Source organism: Kosakonia sp. PSU_27, from assembly GCF_039409795.1.
Classification (GTDB): domain Bacteria; phylum Pseudomonadota; class Gammaproteobacteria; order Enterobacterales; family Enterobacteriaceae; genus Kosakonia.
This window is the reverse complement of record NZ_JBCIVK010000006.1, coordinates 127,029-145,785: the sequence shown is the minus strand read 5'-3', so window position 1 is coordinate 145,785 and position 18,757 is coordinate 127,029. Positions and strand designations below refer to the sequence as shown.

At 56.7% G+C, this 18,757-nt stretch carries 19 protein-coding genes; 9 read left to right on the top strand and 10 right to left on the bottom strand.

Annotated elements, in window-relative coordinates; genetic code table 11:
* Positions 1-78: 78 nt before the first annotated feature.
* The 7 genes from nikR to AAIG26_RS16430 form a co-directional block, all read right to left on the bottom strand.
* On the bottom strand, positions 79-480 hold the full coding sequence (nikR, locus tag AAIG26_RS16460) for a nickel-responsive transcriptional regulator NikR (RefSeq protein ID WP_020455620.1): 402 nt from the start codon (positions 478-480) through the stop codon (positions 79-81).
* The gene (nikE, locus tag AAIG26_RS16455; protein ID WP_343180987.1) at positions 468-1,253 is read right to left on the bottom strand and encodes a nickel import ATP-binding protein NikE; all 786 of its coding nucleotides are present in this window, start codon (positions 1,251-1,253) and stop codon (positions 468-470) included. Before nikE ends, nikR begins: the two co-directional genes overlap by 13 nt.
* Complete coding sequence (nikD, locus tag AAIG26_RS16450) at positions 1,250-2,014, bottom strand: nickel import ATP-binding protein NikD (protein ID WP_343180986.1); 765 nt, start codon at positions 2,012-2,014, stop codon at positions 1,250-1,252. Before nikD ends, nikE begins: the two co-directional genes overlap by 4 nt.
* Positions 2,014-2,847 carry a nickel ABC transporter permease subunit NikC gene (gene nikC / locus AAIG26_RS16445; RefSeq protein ID WP_343180985.1) on the bottom strand — a complete coding sequence of 278 codons (834 nt, stop codon included), beginning with the start codon at positions 2,845-2,847 and terminating at the stop codon, positions 2,014-2,016. The genes nikD and nikC overlap by 1 nt, the downstream gene beginning before the upstream one ends.
* Positions 2,847-3,788 carry a nickel ABC transporter permease subunit NikB gene (gene nikB / locus AAIG26_RS16440; RefSeq protein ID WP_343180984.1) on the bottom strand — a complete coding sequence of 314 codons (942 nt, stop codon included), beginning with the start codon at positions 3,786-3,788 and terminating at the stop codon, positions 2,847-2,849. The genes nikC and nikB overlap by 1 nt, the downstream gene beginning before the upstream one ends.
* Positions 3,785-5,356 (bottom strand): nickel ABC transporter substrate-binding protein, encoded by a 1,572-nt coding sequence (gene nikA, locus AAIG26_RS16435; protein ID WP_343180983.1) that lies wholly within the window; start codon positions 5,354-5,356, stop codon positions 3,785-3,787. Before nikA ends, nikB begins: the two co-directional genes overlap by 4 nt.
* 270 nt (positions 5,357-5,626) lie before the next feature.
* Complete coding sequence (locus AAIG26_RS16430) at positions 5,627-6,484, bottom strand: LysR family transcriptional regulator (RefSeq protein WP_020455614.1); 858 nt, start codon at positions 6,482-6,484, stop codon at positions 5,627-5,629.
* Positions 6,485-6,582: 98 nt separating this feature from the next.
* Between AAIG26_RS16430 and AAIG26_RS16425 the strand changes: the two genes are divergently transcribed.
* From AAIG26_RS16425 to arnF, 8 genes are all read left to right on the top strand, one after another.
* Positions 6,583-7,089: a phenolic acid decarboxylase gene (locus AAIG26_RS16425; RefSeq protein ID WP_343180982.1), complete on the top strand. Its 507-nt coding sequence runs from the start codon at positions 6,583-6,585 to the stop codon at positions 7,087-7,089.
* A 428-nt stretch (positions 7,090-7,517) separates the two neighbouring features.
* On the top strand, positions 7,518-8,654 hold the full coding sequence (gene arnB / locus AAIG26_RS16420) for a UDP-4-amino-4-deoxy-L-arabinose aminotransferase (protein ID WP_343180981.1): 1,137 nt from the start codon (positions 7,518-7,520) through the stop codon (positions 8,652-8,654).
* A 1-nt stretch (position 8,655) separates the two neighbouring features.
* The gene (arnC, locus tag AAIG26_RS16415; RefSeq protein WP_020455611.1) at positions 8,656-9,639 is read left to right on the top strand and encodes an undecaprenyl-phosphate 4-deoxy-4-formamido-L-arabinose transferase; all 984 of its coding nucleotides are present in this window, start codon (positions 8,656-8,658) and stop codon (positions 9,637-9,639) included.
* Positions 9,636-11,615: a bifunctional UDP-4-amino-4-deoxy-L-arabinose formyltransferase/UDP-glucuronic acid oxidase ArnA gene (gene arnA / locus AAIG26_RS16410; protein WP_343180980.1), complete on the top strand. Its 1,980-nt coding sequence runs from the start codon at positions 9,636-9,638 to the stop codon at positions 11,613-11,615. The genes arnC and arnA overlap by 4 nt, the downstream gene beginning before the upstream one ends.
* A gap of 2 nt (positions 11,616-11,617) precedes the next feature.
* Positions 11,618-12,520, top strand: coding sequence for a 4-deoxy-4-formamido-L-arabinose-phosphoundecaprenol deformylase (arnD, locus tag AAIG26_RS16405; RefSeq protein ID WP_249880134.1), 903 nt, complete (start codon positions 11,618-11,620; stop codon positions 12,518-12,520).
* Positions 12,517-14,175: a lipid IV(A) 4-amino-4-deoxy-L-arabinosyltransferase gene (gene arnT, locus AAIG26_RS16400; RefSeq protein ID WP_045507728.1), complete on the top strand. Its 1,659-nt coding sequence runs from the start codon at positions 12,517-12,519 to the stop codon at positions 14,173-14,175. Before arnD ends, arnT begins: the two co-directional genes overlap by 4 nt.
* Before the next feature lie 13 nt (positions 14,176-14,188).
* The gene (arnE, locus tag AAIG26_RS16395) at positions 14,189-14,527 is read left to right on the top strand and encodes a 4-amino-4-deoxy-L-arabinose-phosphoundecaprenol flippase subunit ArnE (protein WP_020455607.1); all 339 of its coding nucleotides are present in this window, start codon (positions 14,189-14,191) and stop codon (positions 14,525-14,527) included.
* Positions 14,524-14,910, top strand: a complete 387-nt coding sequence (gene arnF / locus AAIG26_RS16390; RefSeq protein WP_020455606.1) for a 4-amino-4-deoxy-L-arabinose-phosphoundecaprenol flippase subunit ArnF — start codon at positions 14,524-14,526, stop codon at positions 14,908-14,910. Before arnE ends, arnF begins: the two co-directional genes overlap by 4 nt.
* Before the next feature lie 3 nt (positions 14,911-14,913).
* Here arnF and AAIG26_RS16385 read toward each other — a convergent pair whose 3' ends face one another.
* Positions 14,914-15,963, bottom strand: coding sequence for an AI-2E family transporter (locus AAIG26_RS16385; protein ID WP_020455605.1), 1,050 nt, complete (start codon positions 15,961-15,963; stop codon positions 14,914-14,916).
* Between the two features lie 145 nt (positions 15,964-16,108).
* On the opposite strand from AAIG26_RS16385, the gene AAIG26_RS16380 reads away from it, so the two are divergent.
* Complete coding sequence (locus AAIG26_RS16380) at positions 16,109-17,308, top strand: MFS transporter (RefSeq protein WP_343180979.1); 1,200 nt, start codon at positions 16,109-16,111, stop codon at positions 17,306-17,308.
* 44 nt (positions 17,309-17,352) lie between these two features.
* On the opposite strand, the gene AAIG26_RS16375 is transcribed toward AAIG26_RS16380, so the two are convergent.
* Complete coding sequence (locus AAIG26_RS16375; RefSeq protein ID WP_343180978.1) at positions 17,353-17,910, bottom strand: DcrB family lipoprotein; 558 nt, start codon at positions 17,908-17,910, stop codon at positions 17,353-17,355.
* 72 nt (positions 17,911-17,982) lie between these two features.
* The gene (locus AAIG26_RS16370) at positions 17,983-18,648 is read right to left on the bottom strand and encodes a 7-cyano-7-deazaguanine/7-aminomethyl-7-deazaguanine transporter (protein WP_020455602.1); all 666 of its coding nucleotides are present in this window, start codon (positions 18,646-18,648) and stop codon (positions 17,983-17,985) included.
* Between the last annotated feature and the right edge of the window lie 109 nt (positions 18,649-18,757).

The following is an 18,757-nucleotide window of genomic DNA, read 5'->3' as shown; positions in this document are numbered from 1 at the left end:
CACAGCGCGCGTTGCCAATTGTTGCTCATAAAATGTGTGCGTCGGGTTAATACCCGCCACGGTATGACGGCGGCAACGTTACTCTTCGGCGGCGAGACACTGTAAATGGCCATGACGCACGCCGCGCTGGGCGATAACGTCATCGGCGAAGTGCTGCACATCGCCCATTTTGCCTTTCAGCACGGCGATTTCGAGGCAGTCGTCGTGGCTGATATGCACGTGCAGCGTGGCGACAGATAAGTCGTGATGATGGTGTTGCGTGGCGACAATGCGGCTCGCCAGGTCGCGCTTCTCATGTTCATACACATACGACAGCACCGCGTAACCCTGCTGTTCATTGTTTTGCTCGGACTCCTGTGCCAGCGCGCCGCGCAAAATATCCCGCAGCGCTTCCGAACGGTTGTTGTAACCGCGTCGTGCGCTAAGGTTGTCCAGCGTATCGAGCAGGTCATCATCCAGTGTTATGGTCACGCGTTGCATGGTTGTGTCCTTTGTAATGAGAGGGGGAAGGCGGGCAGCACCGCCTGTTGCAGCGCCTGGCCTGCCGGTGAACGCAAGCGCAGCGGTGAAGTGACGTCGAGCGTTTCCACCAGCGCGCCGCTCTCCATCACCAACACGCGCTGGCAAAAACGCTCCACCAGCCGCAAATCATGGGTGATGAACAGACAAGCTACGCCGGAACGCTGTTGTAACCGCTGTAAGAGTCGGATAACGCCCGCTTGCAGCACTAAATCCAGGCTGGAAACCGCTTCATCCAGAATCAATAGCGTGGGTTCCACCGCCAGCGCGCGCGCCAGGCAAACGCGCTGCAACTGCCCACCGCTCAATTGCGGAGGGCGTTTATCGAGCAGAGAAGTATCCAGCTCGACATCTTCCAGCAATTGTTGGATACGTGCCTGCTGCTCGCTGTTGGACAGTGATAACAGATGGCGCAGCGGTTCACGCAGTATATCGCGCACGGTTTTACGCGGGTTCACCGCGCTGACCGGATCCTGAAACACCATCTGGATATCGCGGCGAAACGCCTGGCGGGCGCGGGCGTTAAGCTGCTTCAACGGCGTACCCTGCCAGCGCACTTCGCCTTCGTCTGGCGATTCCAGCCCTACCAGCAGCCGCGCCAGCGTGCTTTTCCCGCAGCCGCTGCGCCCGAGCAGCGCCACGGTTTCCCCGCTTTTTAACTGAAAAGAGATATTGTCCAGCACCGGTCGCTGGTGGTAGGTGTGCGACACACCGCTCACATCAAGAAGGTTCATTGCGCCAGCTCCAGTCCATACAGCGCCAGGTGGGCCGCGACTAATTCGCGGGTCACTGCCTGTTGTGGGGCACTGAACAGGGTTTCCACCGCGCCCTGTTCAATAATGCGCCCGTTGTCCATTACCGCGACATCATCCGCCAGCCGCGCTACCACGCCCATATCGTGCGTAACCAGCAGCATGCCGGGCTGACGTTCGCGCATAATCTGCGCCAGCAAATCGAGAATGCGCGCCTGCGCCACCACGTCGAGATCGGTCGTCGGTTCATCGGCGACGATAAACGGCGCATCGCTCAGCAGCGCCATGGCGATCATCATGCGTTGCAACATGCCGCCGCTCATCTCGAACGGGTAAAGCGTGAGCACACGTTCGGCGTCCTCCAGCCCGACATCCTGCAATGCCGCGATCAGTGTGGCGTTATCGGCGGGTTTACCGAGAGCCAGGCAGGTTTCGCGTGCATGAGCGGCCATGGTGCGCAGCGGGTTAAACGCGCTGCGCGGGTTTTGCATAATGGTGGCAACCGTCGAACCACGCAGTGCTTGTGGTGTGACGGGCTGATTATCGGCCAGCAGCCGACCGGCCGTTTGCCGTACGCCAGCAGGCAGCACGCCGAGCGCCGCCGCACAGGTTAATGATTTGCCACTGCCGCTACCGCCTACCAGCGCCAGCACGCGCCCGCGTTGCAGGGTTAACGACACTTCCTGCACCAGCGGGCGTTCCGCGTGCAGGGTGATATTTTGCAGGCTCAGTTGTGCAGGCATCAGTGGGCGTGCTCCGTTTCAAGGTGGGGATCGAGATGGTCGCGCAGCGCGTCGCCCACCAGATTAAACGCCATCACGCTAATGAACAGCGCCAGCCCCGGCCAGACCATCTGCAGCGGCTGCGTCCAGATATATTGCCGGGCGTCGTTAATCATCACGCCCCATTCCGGTGTTGGCGCGGTGACGCCAAGCCCGAGGAACGACATCCCGGCGACGTGCAGCATCATATGGCCGATATCCAGCGTCGCCAGCACCAGAAGCGAAGGCACTACCGCTCCCGCCAGATGATCGCGAAACACATGCAGATAACTCGCGCCACTTAAACGCGCTGCCAGCACGTACTCGCGGTTACGCAAGGAGATCACCAGGCTGCGCACCATGCGCGCATACCAGGCCCAGTGTGAAAGCGCGATGGCGATAATCACGTTGGTCAGCCCTGTCCCAAGCACGCCGACCATAAAAAACGACAGGATCGAGGTGGGAAAGGTCATAAAGATATCCGCCACGCGCATGATGGCCTGATCGACGCGCCCGCCGAGCAGCCCGGCGCAGCCGCCTGCGCTTAAACCAAGCGCCAGCACCAACAGCAGACACATCATCACCGACCCCAGCGATACCCGTGTGGCGGCCATTAAACGTGAGAAAATATCCCGTCCCAGGTGATCGGTGCCGAGCCAGTGCTGGCTGCCCGGCGGCAACAGGCGCGCGGGTAAATCGATGGCTTGCGGATCGTACGGCGTCCACCACTGGCAGGTCAGGGCAATCACCAGCAGTAACAGCAGGATCAGCAGCGCGAAACGCACCGGCCAGCGGGCCGTTTTTATAAAGTGCATCAGTGCGCTCCTTCATGGTGGCGAATGCGCGGATCGAGCGCTGCGCTCAGCAGATCGACTGCCAGATTGCACAGCACAAAAACCAGCACCATCACCAGCGTAAAGCACTGGATCACCGGGTAGTCGCGATTGAAGATTGCCGATACGGCATAGCGGCCAATTCCGGGCCAGGCGAAGATGCTTTCGATGATCATCGTACCGCCAATCAGTTCGCCGATATGCATCCCCAGCGCGGTGATCACCGGCAGGGACGCGTTACGCAGAATATGCCGCCGCTCGGTCTGCTTGTCGCTTAACCCGCGTAGCCGCGCCCACGTCACGTGGCGTTGCCCGGTGGCTTCCAGCATGCTGGCGCGCAGCAGACGGGCGTTGATGGCCAGCGACATAAAGGCAATCGACACCGCAGGCAGGATCAGGTGCTGCCAGCCGCCGTAGCCCATTGCGGGCAGCCACTGCAAATGCACAGAAAAAAACATCACCAGCAGGAAAGCCAGCCAGAAGTTCGGCATTGACACGCCAAGAAACGCCACCGCGCGTACCAGAAAATCCGGCAGACCATCGCGGTGACGCGCCGCCCAGATACCAAGCGGTACGGAAGTGAGCAGGATCAGCGCCAGCGCCGCGCCTGCGAGTTGCAATGTCGCGGGCAGAAAATGCAACACATCGTCGAGCACCGGGCGCTGCGTGGCATACGAAATGCCGAAATCAAGATGCAGTGCGCGCCACAGCCAGTGCAGATATTGGCTGGCGAGCGGCTGATCCAGCCCCAGTTGAATGCGGGTGGCGGCAATCATTTCCGGTGTTGGCGGCAGGTTCGACAGGCGCAGATAATCCATCGCCGGATCCCCGGCGCCAAGGCGCAGCAGCAGGAAAATCACCACCGAGGCGGCTACGATCATCGGGATCAACAGCAGCAGACGGTGCAGTAAAAAGCGGCTCATGGCGCGGTGTCCGGGGTTATCTGATCAAACGGGATCTCCGAGGCGATCGGGGCAAACGGAATCGTGCCGAGCTGCGGTTTTGCCACCACCATCATCGAGATGTAACTGATGGGCAGATAAACCGCGTCGTTGTGCAAACGGGTGAGAATATCCCGGTACAGCGCCTGACGCGCGCTGTCATCGCTGGTAGTGAGCACCTCGCCAATCTCTTTGTCGATAATCGCTTTGTCCGGCAGGCCTAACTGTGCCTGGTAATCGGCATGCGACGGCACGCGCATTGAACTCATAAACGCATGCGGATCGTACGGTGCGCCCCAGGTGCGGTTGAAAATCATGCCGAAACGGCCATCGCGCTGACGGGCATAAATACTGCTCTCTTCCTCGCCGATCAGGGCGACATCTACGCCAATCTGGCGCAAGTTGGCCTGAATGATTTCGGCCATCGACTTACTCAGCGCATCGGTGCCGATATAGGCCAGCTCAATATGCAGTGGCTGGCCTGCTTTTTCGCGGATGGTTTTTCCGGCGGGCAGCAGCCAGCCCGCTTTATCCAGCAGCGCGTGCGCCTGCGCCGGATCGTACTGGCGCGGTTTCAGGCCGATATTGGCATACGGCACGGAAGGGGCGAACAGCGTGTCGGCAACCTGCTGCGTGCCATACAGCGCGCCATCGACCAGCGTTTTCTTATCTACCGCGTAGTTCAGCGCTTCGCGAACGGCTAACTCATTGGTGGGCGCATGCGTGGAGTTCAGCGCCAGCATCACTGTCTCCATTGGTGCAGAGAGCTGGGTGCGCCAGGCGGGGTTCTGGCTGAAACGGGCAAACGTATCCAGCGGCAGTAAACCTTCGTTGCCGTAAAGCAGATCGATATCGCCGGTTTCAAATGCCACCGCGCGGCTGGTCGGGTCTGGGATCACTTTGACGATAATTTTGCCAGCTGCCGGTTTCGCACCCCAGTAGTGTTCATTCCGTACCAGCACGTCGTACTGGTTCAGCTTTGATTCCTGTAACACCCACGGGCCGGTGCCGATGGGCACTTTAATCCCGTTCAGTGTTTCATGGTCTTTAAACTGCGACGGGGCGATAAAGCGGAACGGGCGGGGCAGGGCGAGTTCTTGCAGGAAAGGGTAGTAGGCGCTTTTCAGAGTGATTTGTAACTGCTTGGGGCTTAGGGCTTTGACGTCGGTGATTTGGTTGGCAAGCTCAAGCCAGGCGTGGCGTTGACGGTTATCCAGCACGGCGCGGAAGTTCTCTGCGGCGGCGGCGGCGTCAAACGGTTCGCCGTTGGAGAACGTCACCCCGTCGCGCAGGGTGAAGATCCAGGTTTTGCCATCCTCCGAGTGCGTCCAGCTTGTCGCCAGCCAGGGTTTCACGCTGCCGTCGGCCTGGTATTTCACCAGCGGTTCATACACCATGCTTTGCGCGAACATCTGGTTTGGCGTGTAAAGATGCGGGTTGAGTGGGCCAACATTCACCGGCCAGGCGGTGGTTAGGGTGTTTTGTGCCGCGAAAACGGCAAAGGATGCGCAGAGCAGAAGCAGAGCGCCAGCCTGACGATAGAAAGACACGTTCGGTTTCCTGATGAAAAGTCGGTGGCGAGAAAAGTATGACGATTTTAGTAATTCATCATACGAATAGTATGTTCTGGATCAAAAGCCCTGTTTTTAACAGGGATTTATCGCATTTAGCGTGAGATGTATTGCTTACTGGCGAGCCGAACACCCGGAATGCGCAAGGTGACTTATTCGTCGGGGTTATCGCTTTGGCTGGCGTAAGCATTGAGCGAGACGCATAAAGTGACGTTGATAAGCCGCTTGCAGACATTCAGGATGAGAGCGCTATCCCTTAAACAGTTGCAGCAGCATTTCTACCTGCTCATCGAGCGGCGCGAGGTCTTTTTTCACAATCAGGTGCAGTGGTGTGGCGCGGCGCGTACCGTGGCTGAGCGGCAGCGTTTTGAGTACGCCGCTATCGAGCAGTGGCTGGATGCGCTCCTCCGGCAGCCAGCCGTAACCCACCTGATACAGCACAGCTTCTACCGCCGCATCGATGGTCGAAAATGTCCACGACTCCTGCGCCACCGGGCTTTGGCGATGGTCGCTTTCGGCAATGCGGATCAGCGGCCAGCTGGCGAGCATCTCTTCGCTTACCTGTTCCGCCGCGCACAGCGGGTGATCGCGGTGCGCCACGGCGACAAAATCAATGTTCATCAGCCATTCGCCGCGCCCGGTCATATCCTGGCGGCGAGTCAGTATCATCACATCCGCTTGCGCATGCACCGGCAACTCGCTGGAGGCGGTCTCCAGCACTTCAGTCAGCCGCACCTGCGTTTGCGGATAACGCTGCTGAAACTGGCGCAAAATGGCAAACAGCCGCGCGCGGGGGAAAATGCTGTCGACCACTAAATCAAGCCGCGTGCGCATGCCATTGCGCAGCGTGGCGGCGCGGGTTTCTACCCAATCGAATGCCTTGAGCAACGGTTTTACCTGGTTGAGCAGCAACTCACCCGCCGGGGTAAGCACCGCGCGCCGCCCTTCCTGTACCAGCAGGGCAACGCCGAGCCGCTCCTGCAACAGCGCCAGGTTGTAACTGACCGATGACTGGCTGCGATGGGTTTCTTCCGCCGCTTTCGCAAAGCTCCCCAGCTCCACCACCTTTTGCAGCAGCGTCCATTGTTCCAGCGTCGTCTTGTGCATAACTCATCTAAAAAATGAATGAATTTGATGCAAATATAGCGTTATTCATTCGTTTTTTGCAGGCGTAGGATCATTTCAAACACCAGAGGAGAGTAAAAATGAGCACCTTTGATAAACATGATCTGAGCGGTTTCGTCGGCAAACATCTGGTTTATACCTACGATAATGGCTGGAACTACGAGATTTATGTGAAAAACGCCACGACGCTCGATTACCGGATTCACAGCGGTATCGTGGCGAACCGTTGGGTGAAAAATCAGCAGGCCTACATTGTTCGCGTTGGCGAAAGTATCTATAAAATTTCCTGGACCGAACCGACCGGCACCGATGTCAGCCTGATTGTGAACCTTGGGGATCGCTTGTTCCACGGCACCATTTTCTTCCCGCGCTGGATTATCAATAATCCGGAAAAAACCGTCTGCTTCCAGAACGACCACATTTCGTTGATGGAGTCTTATCGTGCGGCTGGTCCGGCTTACCCTACTGAAGTGATCGATGAGTTCGCGACCATTACGTTTGTGCGTGATTGCGGCGCAAATAATGACAGCGTGATTAACTGCGCTGCCAGTGAATTACCGGCCAACTTCCCGCAGAATTTGTCATAAAAATTTCACGCTATTTAATATATTTTGCTGATAACGAATGAAATAATTCATTGCATAATGATATTAATTTTCGTGCATTCGTTGATGCGCCGTTTAAATAACTACGCTAACGCCCTTGTATGCATTACAAGGGCGTTAAATATTTCAGTTTTTTGACATTCATCACGTTAGGATTTTGCTGTTTTCATTTGTAACCTGTTGTTTTAGAAAAATTATTTTATATTTGTTAAGTTTATCATTTCCCCCTTTTCTTAATCTTGTCCTAATATTCAATTGGTAGCATTCTCCGACTAACCGTAACGAATAATAAATGCAGGAAACGCGCATTCATTATATTTTGGTTTAACTTTCATCCGCCATTTTACTCACTAGCCGCAACGTGTCTTTGTGGCGGTTCGTTAACGCGTCAGTGACGCCAAGGAAAAACGATGAGTGATTTTTTACCGTTCTCACGCCCGTCAATGGGGGATGAAGAGTTCGCAGCCATTCAGCAAGTGCTGGCATCCGGCTGGATCACGACCGGCCCCAAAAATCAGGCGCTTGAAGAGGCTTTTTGTACACTGACGGGCAACCGTCACGCCATTGCCGTTAGCTCGGCGACGGGTGGCATGCACGTCACCCTGATGGCACTCGGTATTGGCGCCGGGGATGAAGTGATTACCCCGTCGCTGACCTGGGTTTCCACCCTCAATATGATTGTGCTGCTCGGTGCGACGCCGGTGATGATCGATGTCGATAAAGAGACATTGATGGTCACGCCGGAAGCTATCGAAGCGGCTATCACGCCGCGTACCAGAGCGATTATCCCGGTGCATTACGCCGGTGCACCGGTGGATATCGACGCCATTCGCGCGCTTGGCGAGAAGCACGGCATTCCGGTGATTGAAGATGCTGCTCACGCCGCCGGAACGTACTACAAAGGCCAGCATGTTGGCTCACGCGGCACCGCAATTTTCTCATTCCACGCCATTAAAAATATGACCTGCGCGGAAGGTGGGCTGGTGGTGACGGATGACGAACAACTGGCGAACCGCATTCGCAGCCTGAAGTTCCACGGACTGGGCGTTGATGCTTACGACCGTCAGACTCACGGCCGCGCCCCGCAGGCCGAAGTGATCTCCCCAGGGTTTAAATACAATCTTGCGGATATCAACGCGGCGATTGCGCTGGTGCAACTAGGCAAACTGCCCGCCGCTAATGCCCGCCGCCAGGAGATCGCCCAGCGTTATTTGCAGGAACTGGCGGATACGCCGTTTCAGCCGCTGGCCTTGCCGTCATGGCCGCACCAGCACGCCTGGCACCTGTTTATTATTCGCGTCGATGAGCAACGTTGCGGTATCTCCCGCGACGCATTGATGGAAACCCTGAAAGCGCAAGGCATTGGCACCGGCTTGCATTTTCGCGCGGCCCATACGCAGAAGTACTACCGCGAACGCTTCCCCCTCTCTTTACCCAATACGGAGTGGAACAGTGCGCGTATCTGTTCGCTACCGCTTTTCCCGGATATGACCCATGACGACACAACCCGCGTCATTCACGCGCTCCGCAACATTGCAGGGCGCTGATATGTTTAATTTACCGCCTGTAGAAAAAGTTTCTGTGGTGATCCCGGTCTACAACGAGCAAGAGAGCTTGCCGGAGTTGATTCGCCGCACCACGGAAAGCTGCGATGTACTGGGCATCGATTACGAAATTTTGCTGGTGGATGACGGCAGTAGCGATAACTCTGCGCTGATGTTAAGTGAAGCGGCAGAACAACCCGGCAGCCACGTTGTCGCGGTGCTGCTGAACCGCAACTACGGTCAGCACTCGGCGATTATGGCCGGATTCAGCCATGTCACCGGTGATTTGATCATCACGCTGGATGCCGATTTGCAAAACCCGCCGGAGGAGATCCCGCGTCTGGTGGCGAAAGCCAATGAGGGGTATGACGTGGTGGGCACGGTGCGGCAAAACCGCCAGGACAGCCTGTTTCGTAAAATGGCCTCGCGCACCATTAACCGCCTGATCCAGCGCACCACCGGTAAAGCGATGGGCGATTACGGCTGCATGTTGCGTGCGTACCGCCGCCATATTGTTGATGCCATGCTGCACTGCCATGAGCGCAGCACTTTCATCCCGATCCTCGCCAATACCTTTGCCCGTCGCGCGGTGGAGATCCCCGTGCAACACGCGGAACGCGAATTTGGCGATTCCAAATACAGCTTTATGCGCCTGATTAACCTGATGTACGACCTGGTGACCTGCCTGACCACCACGCCGCTGCGCTTGCTGAGCGTGTTTGGCAGCGTGATCGCCGTGTTGGGCTTTTCGCTCGCCGTGCTGCTGGTGGTGCTGCGTCTGGCGTTTGGCCCGCAGTGGGCGGGAGAAGGGGTGTTTATGCTCTTCGCCATTCTCTTCACCTTTATCGGCGCGCAGTTTATCGGCATGGGGCTACTTGGGGAGTATATCGGGCGCATCTATAACGATGTTCGCGCGCGTCCCCGCTACTTTATTCAACGTGTTGTTCGTCAGGAAAATGACGTTTCGCAAGAGGAAAAAAATCAATGAAAGCCGTTGTCTTTGCTTACCACGATATGGGATGTGTCGGTACACAAGCGTTACTGGATGCAGGTTTCGAGATTGCGGCGATTTTTACCCATCCCGACAGTGCCAATGAAAACCACTTTTTCGGTTCGGTGGCGCGTATTGCCGCTGAACGTGGCATCCCGGTTTATGCCCCGGACGATGTCAACCACCCGCTGTGGGTCGATCGTATTCGCGATCTGAACCCGGATGTGATTTTCTCTTTCTATTACCGCAATTTACTGTGCGACAACATTCTCAATACCGCGCGGATCGGCGCATTTAACCTCCACGGCTCACTGCTGCCTGCGTACCGTGGTCGCGCACCGCTGAACTGGGTGCTGGTCAATGGCGAAAGCGAAACCGGCGTCACGCTGCACCGCATGGTTTCCCGCGCGGATGCGGGCTCGATTATCGCGCAACAGCGCGTAGCCATTGCCGAGAACGATGAAGCGCTGTCGCTGCACCGCAAATTAGCGGAAGCCGCAAAAGGTATGCTGGCCAGCGTGCTGCCGACGATTAAAACGCAAACCTTCAGCGAAACGGCGCAGGACGACAGCAAAGCCAGCTACTATGGCCGCCGTACGCCGGAAGATGGCCGTCTGGACTGGGAAAAACCCGCCCAAACGCTGCAAAACCTGGTGCGCGCGGTTTCTGACCCGTGGCCGGGCGCGTACAGCTATGCCGGTACGCATAAATTTATCGTCTGGAAATCCCGCGTACGCACCGACGTAGCTCCGGCTCGCGCGGGCACTGTGCTCTCTGTTTCGCCGCTGCTGGTCGCCTGTGGCGATGGCGCGCTGGAGATCCTCACCGGCCAGATGGACAACGGCGTGTATATGCAGGGCGCCCAGCTGGCGCAGTCGCTCGGCCTGGTGGCTGGCGCGCTGCTGACCAGCAAACCGGTTGTGGCGGTAAAACGCCGCACCCGCGTGTTGATCCTGGGCGTGAACGGTTTTATCGGTAACCATTTGACCGAACGTCTGTTGCGTGACGATAACTACGAGATTTTCGGTCTTGATATTGGATCGGATGCGATCAGCCGTTTCCTCGACAATCCGCGTTTCCACTTTGTGGAAGGCGATATCAGCATTCACTCCGAATGGATCGAATACCACATTAAAAAATGCGACGTGGTGCTGCCGCTGGTGGCTATCGCGACGCCTATCGAATACACCCGTAACCCGCTGCGCGTGTTCGAGCTGGATTTCGAAGAGAACCTGAAAATCATTCGTGACTGCGTGAAGTACAACAAACGCATCATTTTCCCGTCGACGTCGGAAGTGTACGGCATGTGCACCGACAATAACTTCGATGAAGACAACTCGAATCTGGTTGTTGGGCCTATCAACAAACAGCGCTGGATTTACTCGGTGTCGAAACAGTTGCTCGACCGCGTGATCTGGGCATATGGCGACAAGCACGGTCTGAAATTCACCCTGTTCCGTCCGTTTAACTGGATGGGGCCGCGCCTGGATAACCTGAACGCTGCACGTATCGGTAGCTCGCGTGCCATCACCCAGTTGATCCTCAACCTGGTAGAGGGTTCGCCGATCAAGCTGATCGAAGGTGGTAAACAGAAACGCTGCTTTACCGATATCAGCGATGGTATCGAAGCCCTGTTCCGCATTATCGAAAACAAAGATGGGCGCTGCGACGGGCAGATCATCAACATTGGTAACCCGGACAACGAAGCGAGCATTAAAGAGCTGGCCGAGATGCTGCTGGCAAGTTTTGAAAAACACCCGCTGCGCGACCGCTTCCCGCCGTTCGCCGGTTTCCGCGAAGTGGAGAGCAGCAGCTACTACGGCAAAGGCTACCAGGATGTGGAACACCGCAAACCGAGTATCCGTAACGCCAAACGTTGCCTGCACTGGGAACCGACTGTGGATATGCGCCAGACCATTGACGAAACGCTGGATTTCTTCCTGCGTACCGTTGAACTGACGGATGAGAAATAAGCATGAAATACGTCGGCTTACGTATTGATGTCGATACCTTTCGCGGCACGCGTGACGGCGTTCCGCGCCTGCTGGAGCTACTGAAAAAGCACAACATCCAGGCGAGCTTTTTCTTTAGCGTCGGGCCGGACAACATGGGGCGCCACATCTGGCGCCTGCTTAAGCCGAAATTTCTGTGGAAGATGCTGCGCTCGCGCGCGGCATCGCTCTACGGCTGGGATATTTTACTGGCGGGCACCGCGTGGCCCGGCAGACTTATCGGTGAAGGCAACGCGGACGTTATCCGCAAAACCGCGCAGGCGCACGAAGTGGGGCTGCATGCGTGGGATCACCATGGCTGGCAGCGCTGGAGCGGTGTGTGGGATCAGGCCCATCTCGAAGCGGAAATTGAGCGCGGATTACTGGCGCTGGAGCTGATAATTGGCCGGTCTGTGAGCTGTTCCGCCGTGGCGGGTTGGCGCGCCGATCAGCGAGTGGTGAAAGCCAAATCGAATTTTAATTTCCGCTATAACAGCGACTGTCGTGGCACGCAGCCGTTTCGCCCGCTCATCGCCGAGAATACCTATGCAGCTCCGCAAATCCCGGTCACGCTACCCACCTGGGATGAGGCCGTTGGCATTTCGGTGGCGGCGGAGCACTACAACCGCTTCATTCTCGACGCGATGAAGCAGGATAACGGCACGCCGGTTTATACCATCCACGCCGAGGTGGAAGGCATTATCGGCGCGGAAGGTTTCGATGAACTGCTGAGCATGGCGGCGCGCGAAGGCATCGCTTTTTGCCCGTTAAGCCAGCTGTTGCCGGAATCGTTAGAAACGCTACCAGCAGGCAAAGTGGTACGCGGAGAAGTGGCTGGCCGGGAAGGCTGGCTGGGTTGCCAACAACTGTTGAGTCCTGGGTTATGAAATCCATTCACTATGGTCTGGCGCTGGTTGCGCTGATCGCTCTCTACTATGTTGTTCCCCTGGAATATCGTCTGCTCTGGCAGCCGGATGAGACCCGCTATGCGGAGATCAGCCGTGAAATGCTCACCAGCGGCGACTGGATTGTGCCGCATTTCCTTGGCCTGCGTTATTTTGAAAAACCCATCGCCGGTTACTGGATCAATAGCATTGCGCAGTGGCTGTTTGGTCATAATAACGTCTCCGTGCGCCTTGGCTCCGTTTTCTCCATCATCGTATCGGCGCTGCTCGTGGGCGCGCTGGCGTGGAAAATGTGGCGCGACAAACGCACTGCCGTGCTCTCGGCAGTGATCTTCCTGACCGCGTTTCTGGTGTATGGCATTGGCACTTATGCGGTGCTCGACCCGATGATCACGCTGTGGATGACGCTGGCGATGCTCAGCTTCTGGCTGGCTGCGCAGGCGAACACGTTACGCGGTAAGTTTGGCGGCTATGTTCTGCTTGGCGTGGCGTGCGGCATGGGCGTGATGACCAAAGGTTTTCTTGCGCTGGCAGTGCCGGTGATTGGCGTGCTGCCATGGGTGATTGTGCACAAACGCTGGAAAGAGGTGCTGCTCTGGGGCTGGCTGGCCGTGATCTGCTGCGTGCTGACGGTGCTGCCATGGGGGCTGGCGATTGCCTCGCGCGAGCCTGATTTCTGGCGCTACTTCTTCTGGGTGGAACATATCCAACGTTTTGCGCAGCAGGACGCACAACACAAAGCGCCGTTCTGGTATTACATACCGTTCCTGATTTTAGGTTCGTTGCCGTGGCTGGCGCTGCTGCCCGGTGCGCTGAAAACGGGCTGGCTGGCGCGTAAAGAGGGCGTGCGGGAAGCGTTTTATCTGCTGGGCTGGGTGGTGATGCCGCTGCTGTTTTTCAGCATCGCTAAAGGGAAGCTGCCGACTTATATTCTGCCCTGTTTCGCGCCGCTGGCAATACTGATGGCGCGTTATGCCATGCAGATGGCGCAAACCAACGGGCGCGCGCTGCGCGTCAATGCGTGGATTAATATCGGTTTTGGCCTGGTTGGCGTGATTGCCGCGCTGGTGGTGTCGCCTTTGGGCTTCCTGAAACATCCGGTATGGACGCAAATTGAGGTCTACAAAGCGGCGCTGGCGGCGTTTGCTTTCCTGGCGTGGGCGCTGGTTGGGCTGTTTACCTTGCGAGCCAGCGCAGAGCGTTGGTCATACGCGGCGCTGTGCCCGCTGGCGATTGCGCTGTTGGTGGGGATCGTTATCCCGGATAAGGTGATGGATTCCAAGCAGCCGCAATTTTTGATCAACTTTGTTAACGAGCCGCTGACGCCGAGCCGCTATGTGCTGGCCGATAACGTCGGGGTTGCCGCAGGTCTGGCCTGGGAGCTGAAACGCTCAGACATCATGCTGTTTGGCACGCGCGGTGAGTTAACGTACGGTATGTCGTACCCTGATGGCGAAGGGCGGTTTGTACGCGAAGACGATTTCACCGACTGGCTGTCACAACATCGTCAGGAAGGGGTTATTTCACTGGTGCTGCACCAGTCGAAAAAGGATGACTTTACCCGCATGCCGATACCGAAACCGGACAACGTTTATGTACAGGGGCGTATGGTCTTTATTCAGTACTTTCCGCAATGATGAGTAAGCCGCAATGACCAGTTGGCTCTGGCTCGCGCTGGCAAGCCTGCTCAGTTGCGCAGGCCAACTGTGCCAGAAGCAGGCGACACGCCCGGTGCCGATGGATAAGCGTAATAAGCATCTTGGCCTGTGGCTGGGGCTCGCACTGATGGCACTTGGCGCGGGCATGGCGCTGTGGCTGCTGGTTTTGCAGCGCATTCCTGTTGGCGTGGCATACCCGATGTTGAGCCTTAATTTTGTCTGGGTGACGCTGGCGGCGCGTTTTCTCTGGCGTGAGCCGGTAAGCGTTCGCCATGCGTTCGGCGTGGCGCTGATTATCACTGGCATTGTGTTGCTGGGGAGCTCGCTATGAAGGGGCTGCATTGGGCGTTACTCAGTGTGTTGCTGGTAAGCGGCGCACAACTGATGTTGCGCTATGCCATGGTGTCGCTGCCACCGGTGACATTTTCCTGGTCTTTTGTCTCGGCGCTGCTGCAACCGCAAAAAGGGACGCTGGCGCTGATGTTTGGGCTGTTTGGGTATCTGGCATCAATGGGCTGCTGGTACTTTGCTCTGCACCGTTTGCCGCTCAGTAAGGCTTATGCTTTGCTGAGCCTGAGCTACATCCTGGTGTGGGCGGCGGCCATCTGGCTTCCCGGATGGCACGAACCGTTTTCCCTGCGCGGCGCGTTGGGTGTGCTGGTGATTGTGGCGGGCGTACTGGTTATCTTTTTGCCCGACCGCCCCAAAAAATAACGATTACCCGGGCAGGCGGCTTTTCGGTCTGCCTGGACCCAGTAAAATCGCCAGCTTGCTGCCGCCGGTGGTGGTTTCCATCCAGATTTTACACACGCTGGTTAGCGGTACTGACAACAGCATTCCCACCGGGCCAAGCAGCCATCCCCAAATCAATAACGATAAAAACACCACCAGCGTCGACATCCCGAGGCGGTGGCCCATCATGCGGGGTTCCAGGATGTTGCCAAGCAACATATGCACCACAAGGAACAAGCCGCCCACCAGCAAACATTCGTACGTGCCGTTAAACAGCAGCGCCTGGATCATTGGCGGGATAGCGGAGATCACCGAGCCGATATTGGGTACGTAATTGAGCAGGAACGCCAGCACCCCCCACATCAGCGCAAATTGCACATCCAGAAACACCAGCCCGACCCAGACAATCAGGCCTGTCCACACGCTCAGCAGCGTTTTCAGTGCCAGATAGTGGGAAACGCCTTTCAACGCGCGGTGCAGTCCGGCGATATGAATTTGCGGGTTATGCAGCGCAAAGCGCAGCTTATAAGGTACGTGGCGCACTTCAAACAGCATAAACACCACGGTCATCACCAGCAGGACAATGCTGGCCATCGCGTTCGAGAGCTGAGTCGCCATGGTGGTGGCAAAGCCCATCACTCGCTCCGAGTCCATCCGTTGCAGCATACGTTCTGGTGACATGTGCAAGCGAAGAAACGGCATCGCATCCTGCAACTGCATAAATTTCTTAGTGAATTCGCGGTTGTACTTTGGCAGCAGCGTCATGAAGTCGTTGACCGACGCGGCAAGCACGCCGAACAGCGCGGTGAGAAAAACCAGCATCACCAGCACCACAATACCGATCGCCACCGGGCGCGAAATGCCGCGCCGGAGAAACCAGGTAACCAGCGGATTGAGAACAATCGCGAAAAACAGCGCCAGAAGAAGCTGTACAATAATGTCGGCCGCAGCATGAATGCCGGCCAAAATGATCACCAGCGAAGCCAGCTTTAACAGAATATGTAAACCCGCCCGATCGGGTTGAGGATGTGTCATGGTTAATTCCTTTTGTCATCGGCCCGTTAAGTGTAGTGCCCCGCCACACCTTCGCCCGCCAGAGATATTCTTAAAGTGAATGCTGCTTTCTGTTTCATCACGTGGTAATAGTGAAACACTGTTGTGAAAAGCTGAGTAAAACTCCATGCCTGAAAACGCCGCCGAACCGGCGCTAAGCGGATTGCGCCTCAATCTGCGGATTTTGTCCGTCGTTATGTTTAACTTCGCCAGTTACCTCACTATTGGCCTGCCGCTGGCGGTGCTCCCAGGCTATGTTCATGATGCGATGGGCTATAGCGCGTTTTGGGCCGGTCTGGTGATCAGCCTGCAATACTTCGCAACGCTACTGAGCCGACCGCATGCCGGGCGCTATGCCGACCTGCTGGGGCCGAAAAAAGTGGTGATCTTTGGTTTATGCGGCGCGTTTCTGAGCGGCCTGAGCTATTTGCTGGCGGGCGTTGGCGGCAGTGTTGGCGTGTTAGGCCTGATATTGCTTTGTCTGGGGCGCGTCATTTTAGGCATTGGCCAGAGTTTCGCCGGAACCGGCGCGACGCTCTGGGGCGTGGGTGTGGTCGGGTCGATACATATCGGGCGGGTGATTTCGTGGAACGGTATTGCCACCTATGGCGCGATGGCCATCGGCGCACCGCTCGGAGTGGTCTGTTATCAGTACGGCGGGCTGCATGGACTCTCGCTGACCATTATGGGCGTGGCGCTGCTGGCAATATTACTGGCGCTACCGCGTGCGGCGGTGAAAGCCAGCAAAGGCAAGCCGCTGCCGTTTCGCGCCGTGCTGGGACGCGTCTGGCTGTACGGGATGGCGCTGGCGCTGGGTACAACCGGTTTTGGCGTCATCGCCACCTTTATTACCCTCTATTACGATGCGAAAGGCTGGGAAGATGCGGCGTTTGCCCTCACTCTTTTTAGCTGTGCCTTTGTTGGCGCGCGTCTGCTGTTTCCGAATGGGATTAATCGCTTCGGCGGTTTAAATGTGGCGATGCTCTGTTTTGTGGTCGAAACTCTTGGGCTGGTGCTGGTTGGCCTGGCGGTGGATCCGTGGATGGCGAAACTCGGTGTGTTCCTTGCCGGGGCCGGTTTCTCGCTGGTTTTCCCGGCGCTGGGCGTCGTGGCAGTCAACGCGGTTCCGCAGCATAACCAGGGCTCAGCACTGGCGACATATACCGTGTTTATGGATTTATCGTTGGGGATAACCGGGCCGCTGGCGGGGTTGCTGATGGCGCAGGCGGGTGTCTCGGCTATCTATTTCGCCGCCGCAGGACTGGTGGCAATAGCCTTACTGCTGGCCTGGCGGCTGCGGCATAAGCCGGTGGCGGTTGCCGGGTAGAAAAAAGGGAACCGTCAGGTTCCCTTTTTCATGTTCAGAGCGGCTTATTTCACTACGATGGTGTTAATAATGTTTTCCGCCGTGGTTTGCGCCTGCTGCTGGTTATCCGCCGGCAGCGTCACCTGGATGGTCAGCAGTTTGTCATCAACTTTACCCAGCACCACTGAAGACCATGCCGTCTGGCCTTTCGCGGAGATAATGCTGTCGAGCTGTTGCAGTTTCTGGCCTTTCAGTTCGATAGATTTGTTGGTGACCACCTGCAACTGCGGGTCGCGGCTACGCTGCTGCTCTTCCAGACGTTTTGTCAGCGCGCTTAACTCTTCTGTCGTGTTGTCGCCAACAATTACAATTACCGCTTTCTGACCGGTGGCATCGGAATATACATGCATATTATTGGACTGCGTGCCCAGTTTACCGCTCTGATCGGTCATATCCGCAGGCAGCGAGAAGCTGAGTTTGCCGTCGAGCAGAGTTACCGGTTGACCGTTGGCGTTGCTTTCGGCGGCAGCACCCTGAACAGGTTTTTTGCTGTCGCTGTTATCACAGGCAGCCAGCCCAACAACCAGCAGGCCGATACCGATATATTTCACCAGATTGCGCATTGACTTCTTCCTTTCAATAAACAGCCATAACGGCTCATCGGCGCATCTTATCACATCTGATAAGCCGTACCTTTAACTCGCCTGCAACGCGCTAATTTCAGATTTGTCTGCCAGTCTTTTCAGCAACATATTCAACAACACACCATACATCGGCAGGAAGAACGCGATGCTGATAAGCACTTTGAAGCTGTAATCCACCAGCGCGATTTCCGTCCAGTGCTGCGCCATAAACGCATCCGGGCTGCGCCAGAAAGCGATAAAGAAAAAGGCGATGGTGTCGCTGGCGTTACCAAAAACCGTCGACGCGGTTGGCGCAAGCCACCAATGGCGGCTCTGGCGCAGGCGGTTAAAGACATGCACATCGAGAATTTGCCCCAGCGCGTAAGCCATAAAGCTGGCGGTGGCGATACGGGCGACAAACAAATTGAAATGCGCCAGCGCGCCGAAACCCTGCCAGCTGCCCATGTAGAACAGCGAGGAGATAACGTAAGAGGCAAGCAGCGCGGGCACCATCACCGCGAAGATAATTCGCCGGGCTAACGGCGCGCCGAAAATGCGCACGGTTAAATCTGTCGCCAGGAAGATAAACGGGAAGCTAAATGCGCCCCAGGTGGTATGGAAACCAAAGATAGAAACCGGCAACTGCACCAGGTAGTTACTGGAGATGATCACCAGCAGGTGAAAAAGCGAAAGCCAGACCAGCGCCTTCATGCGCTGTGCGTTTGAAAAGTGCGTCATATTGTGACCTTTTTGGTAAATGGGGTGAGGGAACCCAGTACTTTTTATGCTCTGACGAGCAGAGCCGCCGCATGATACTGCAAACGCAGTGGGATGCAATGGTTAATTT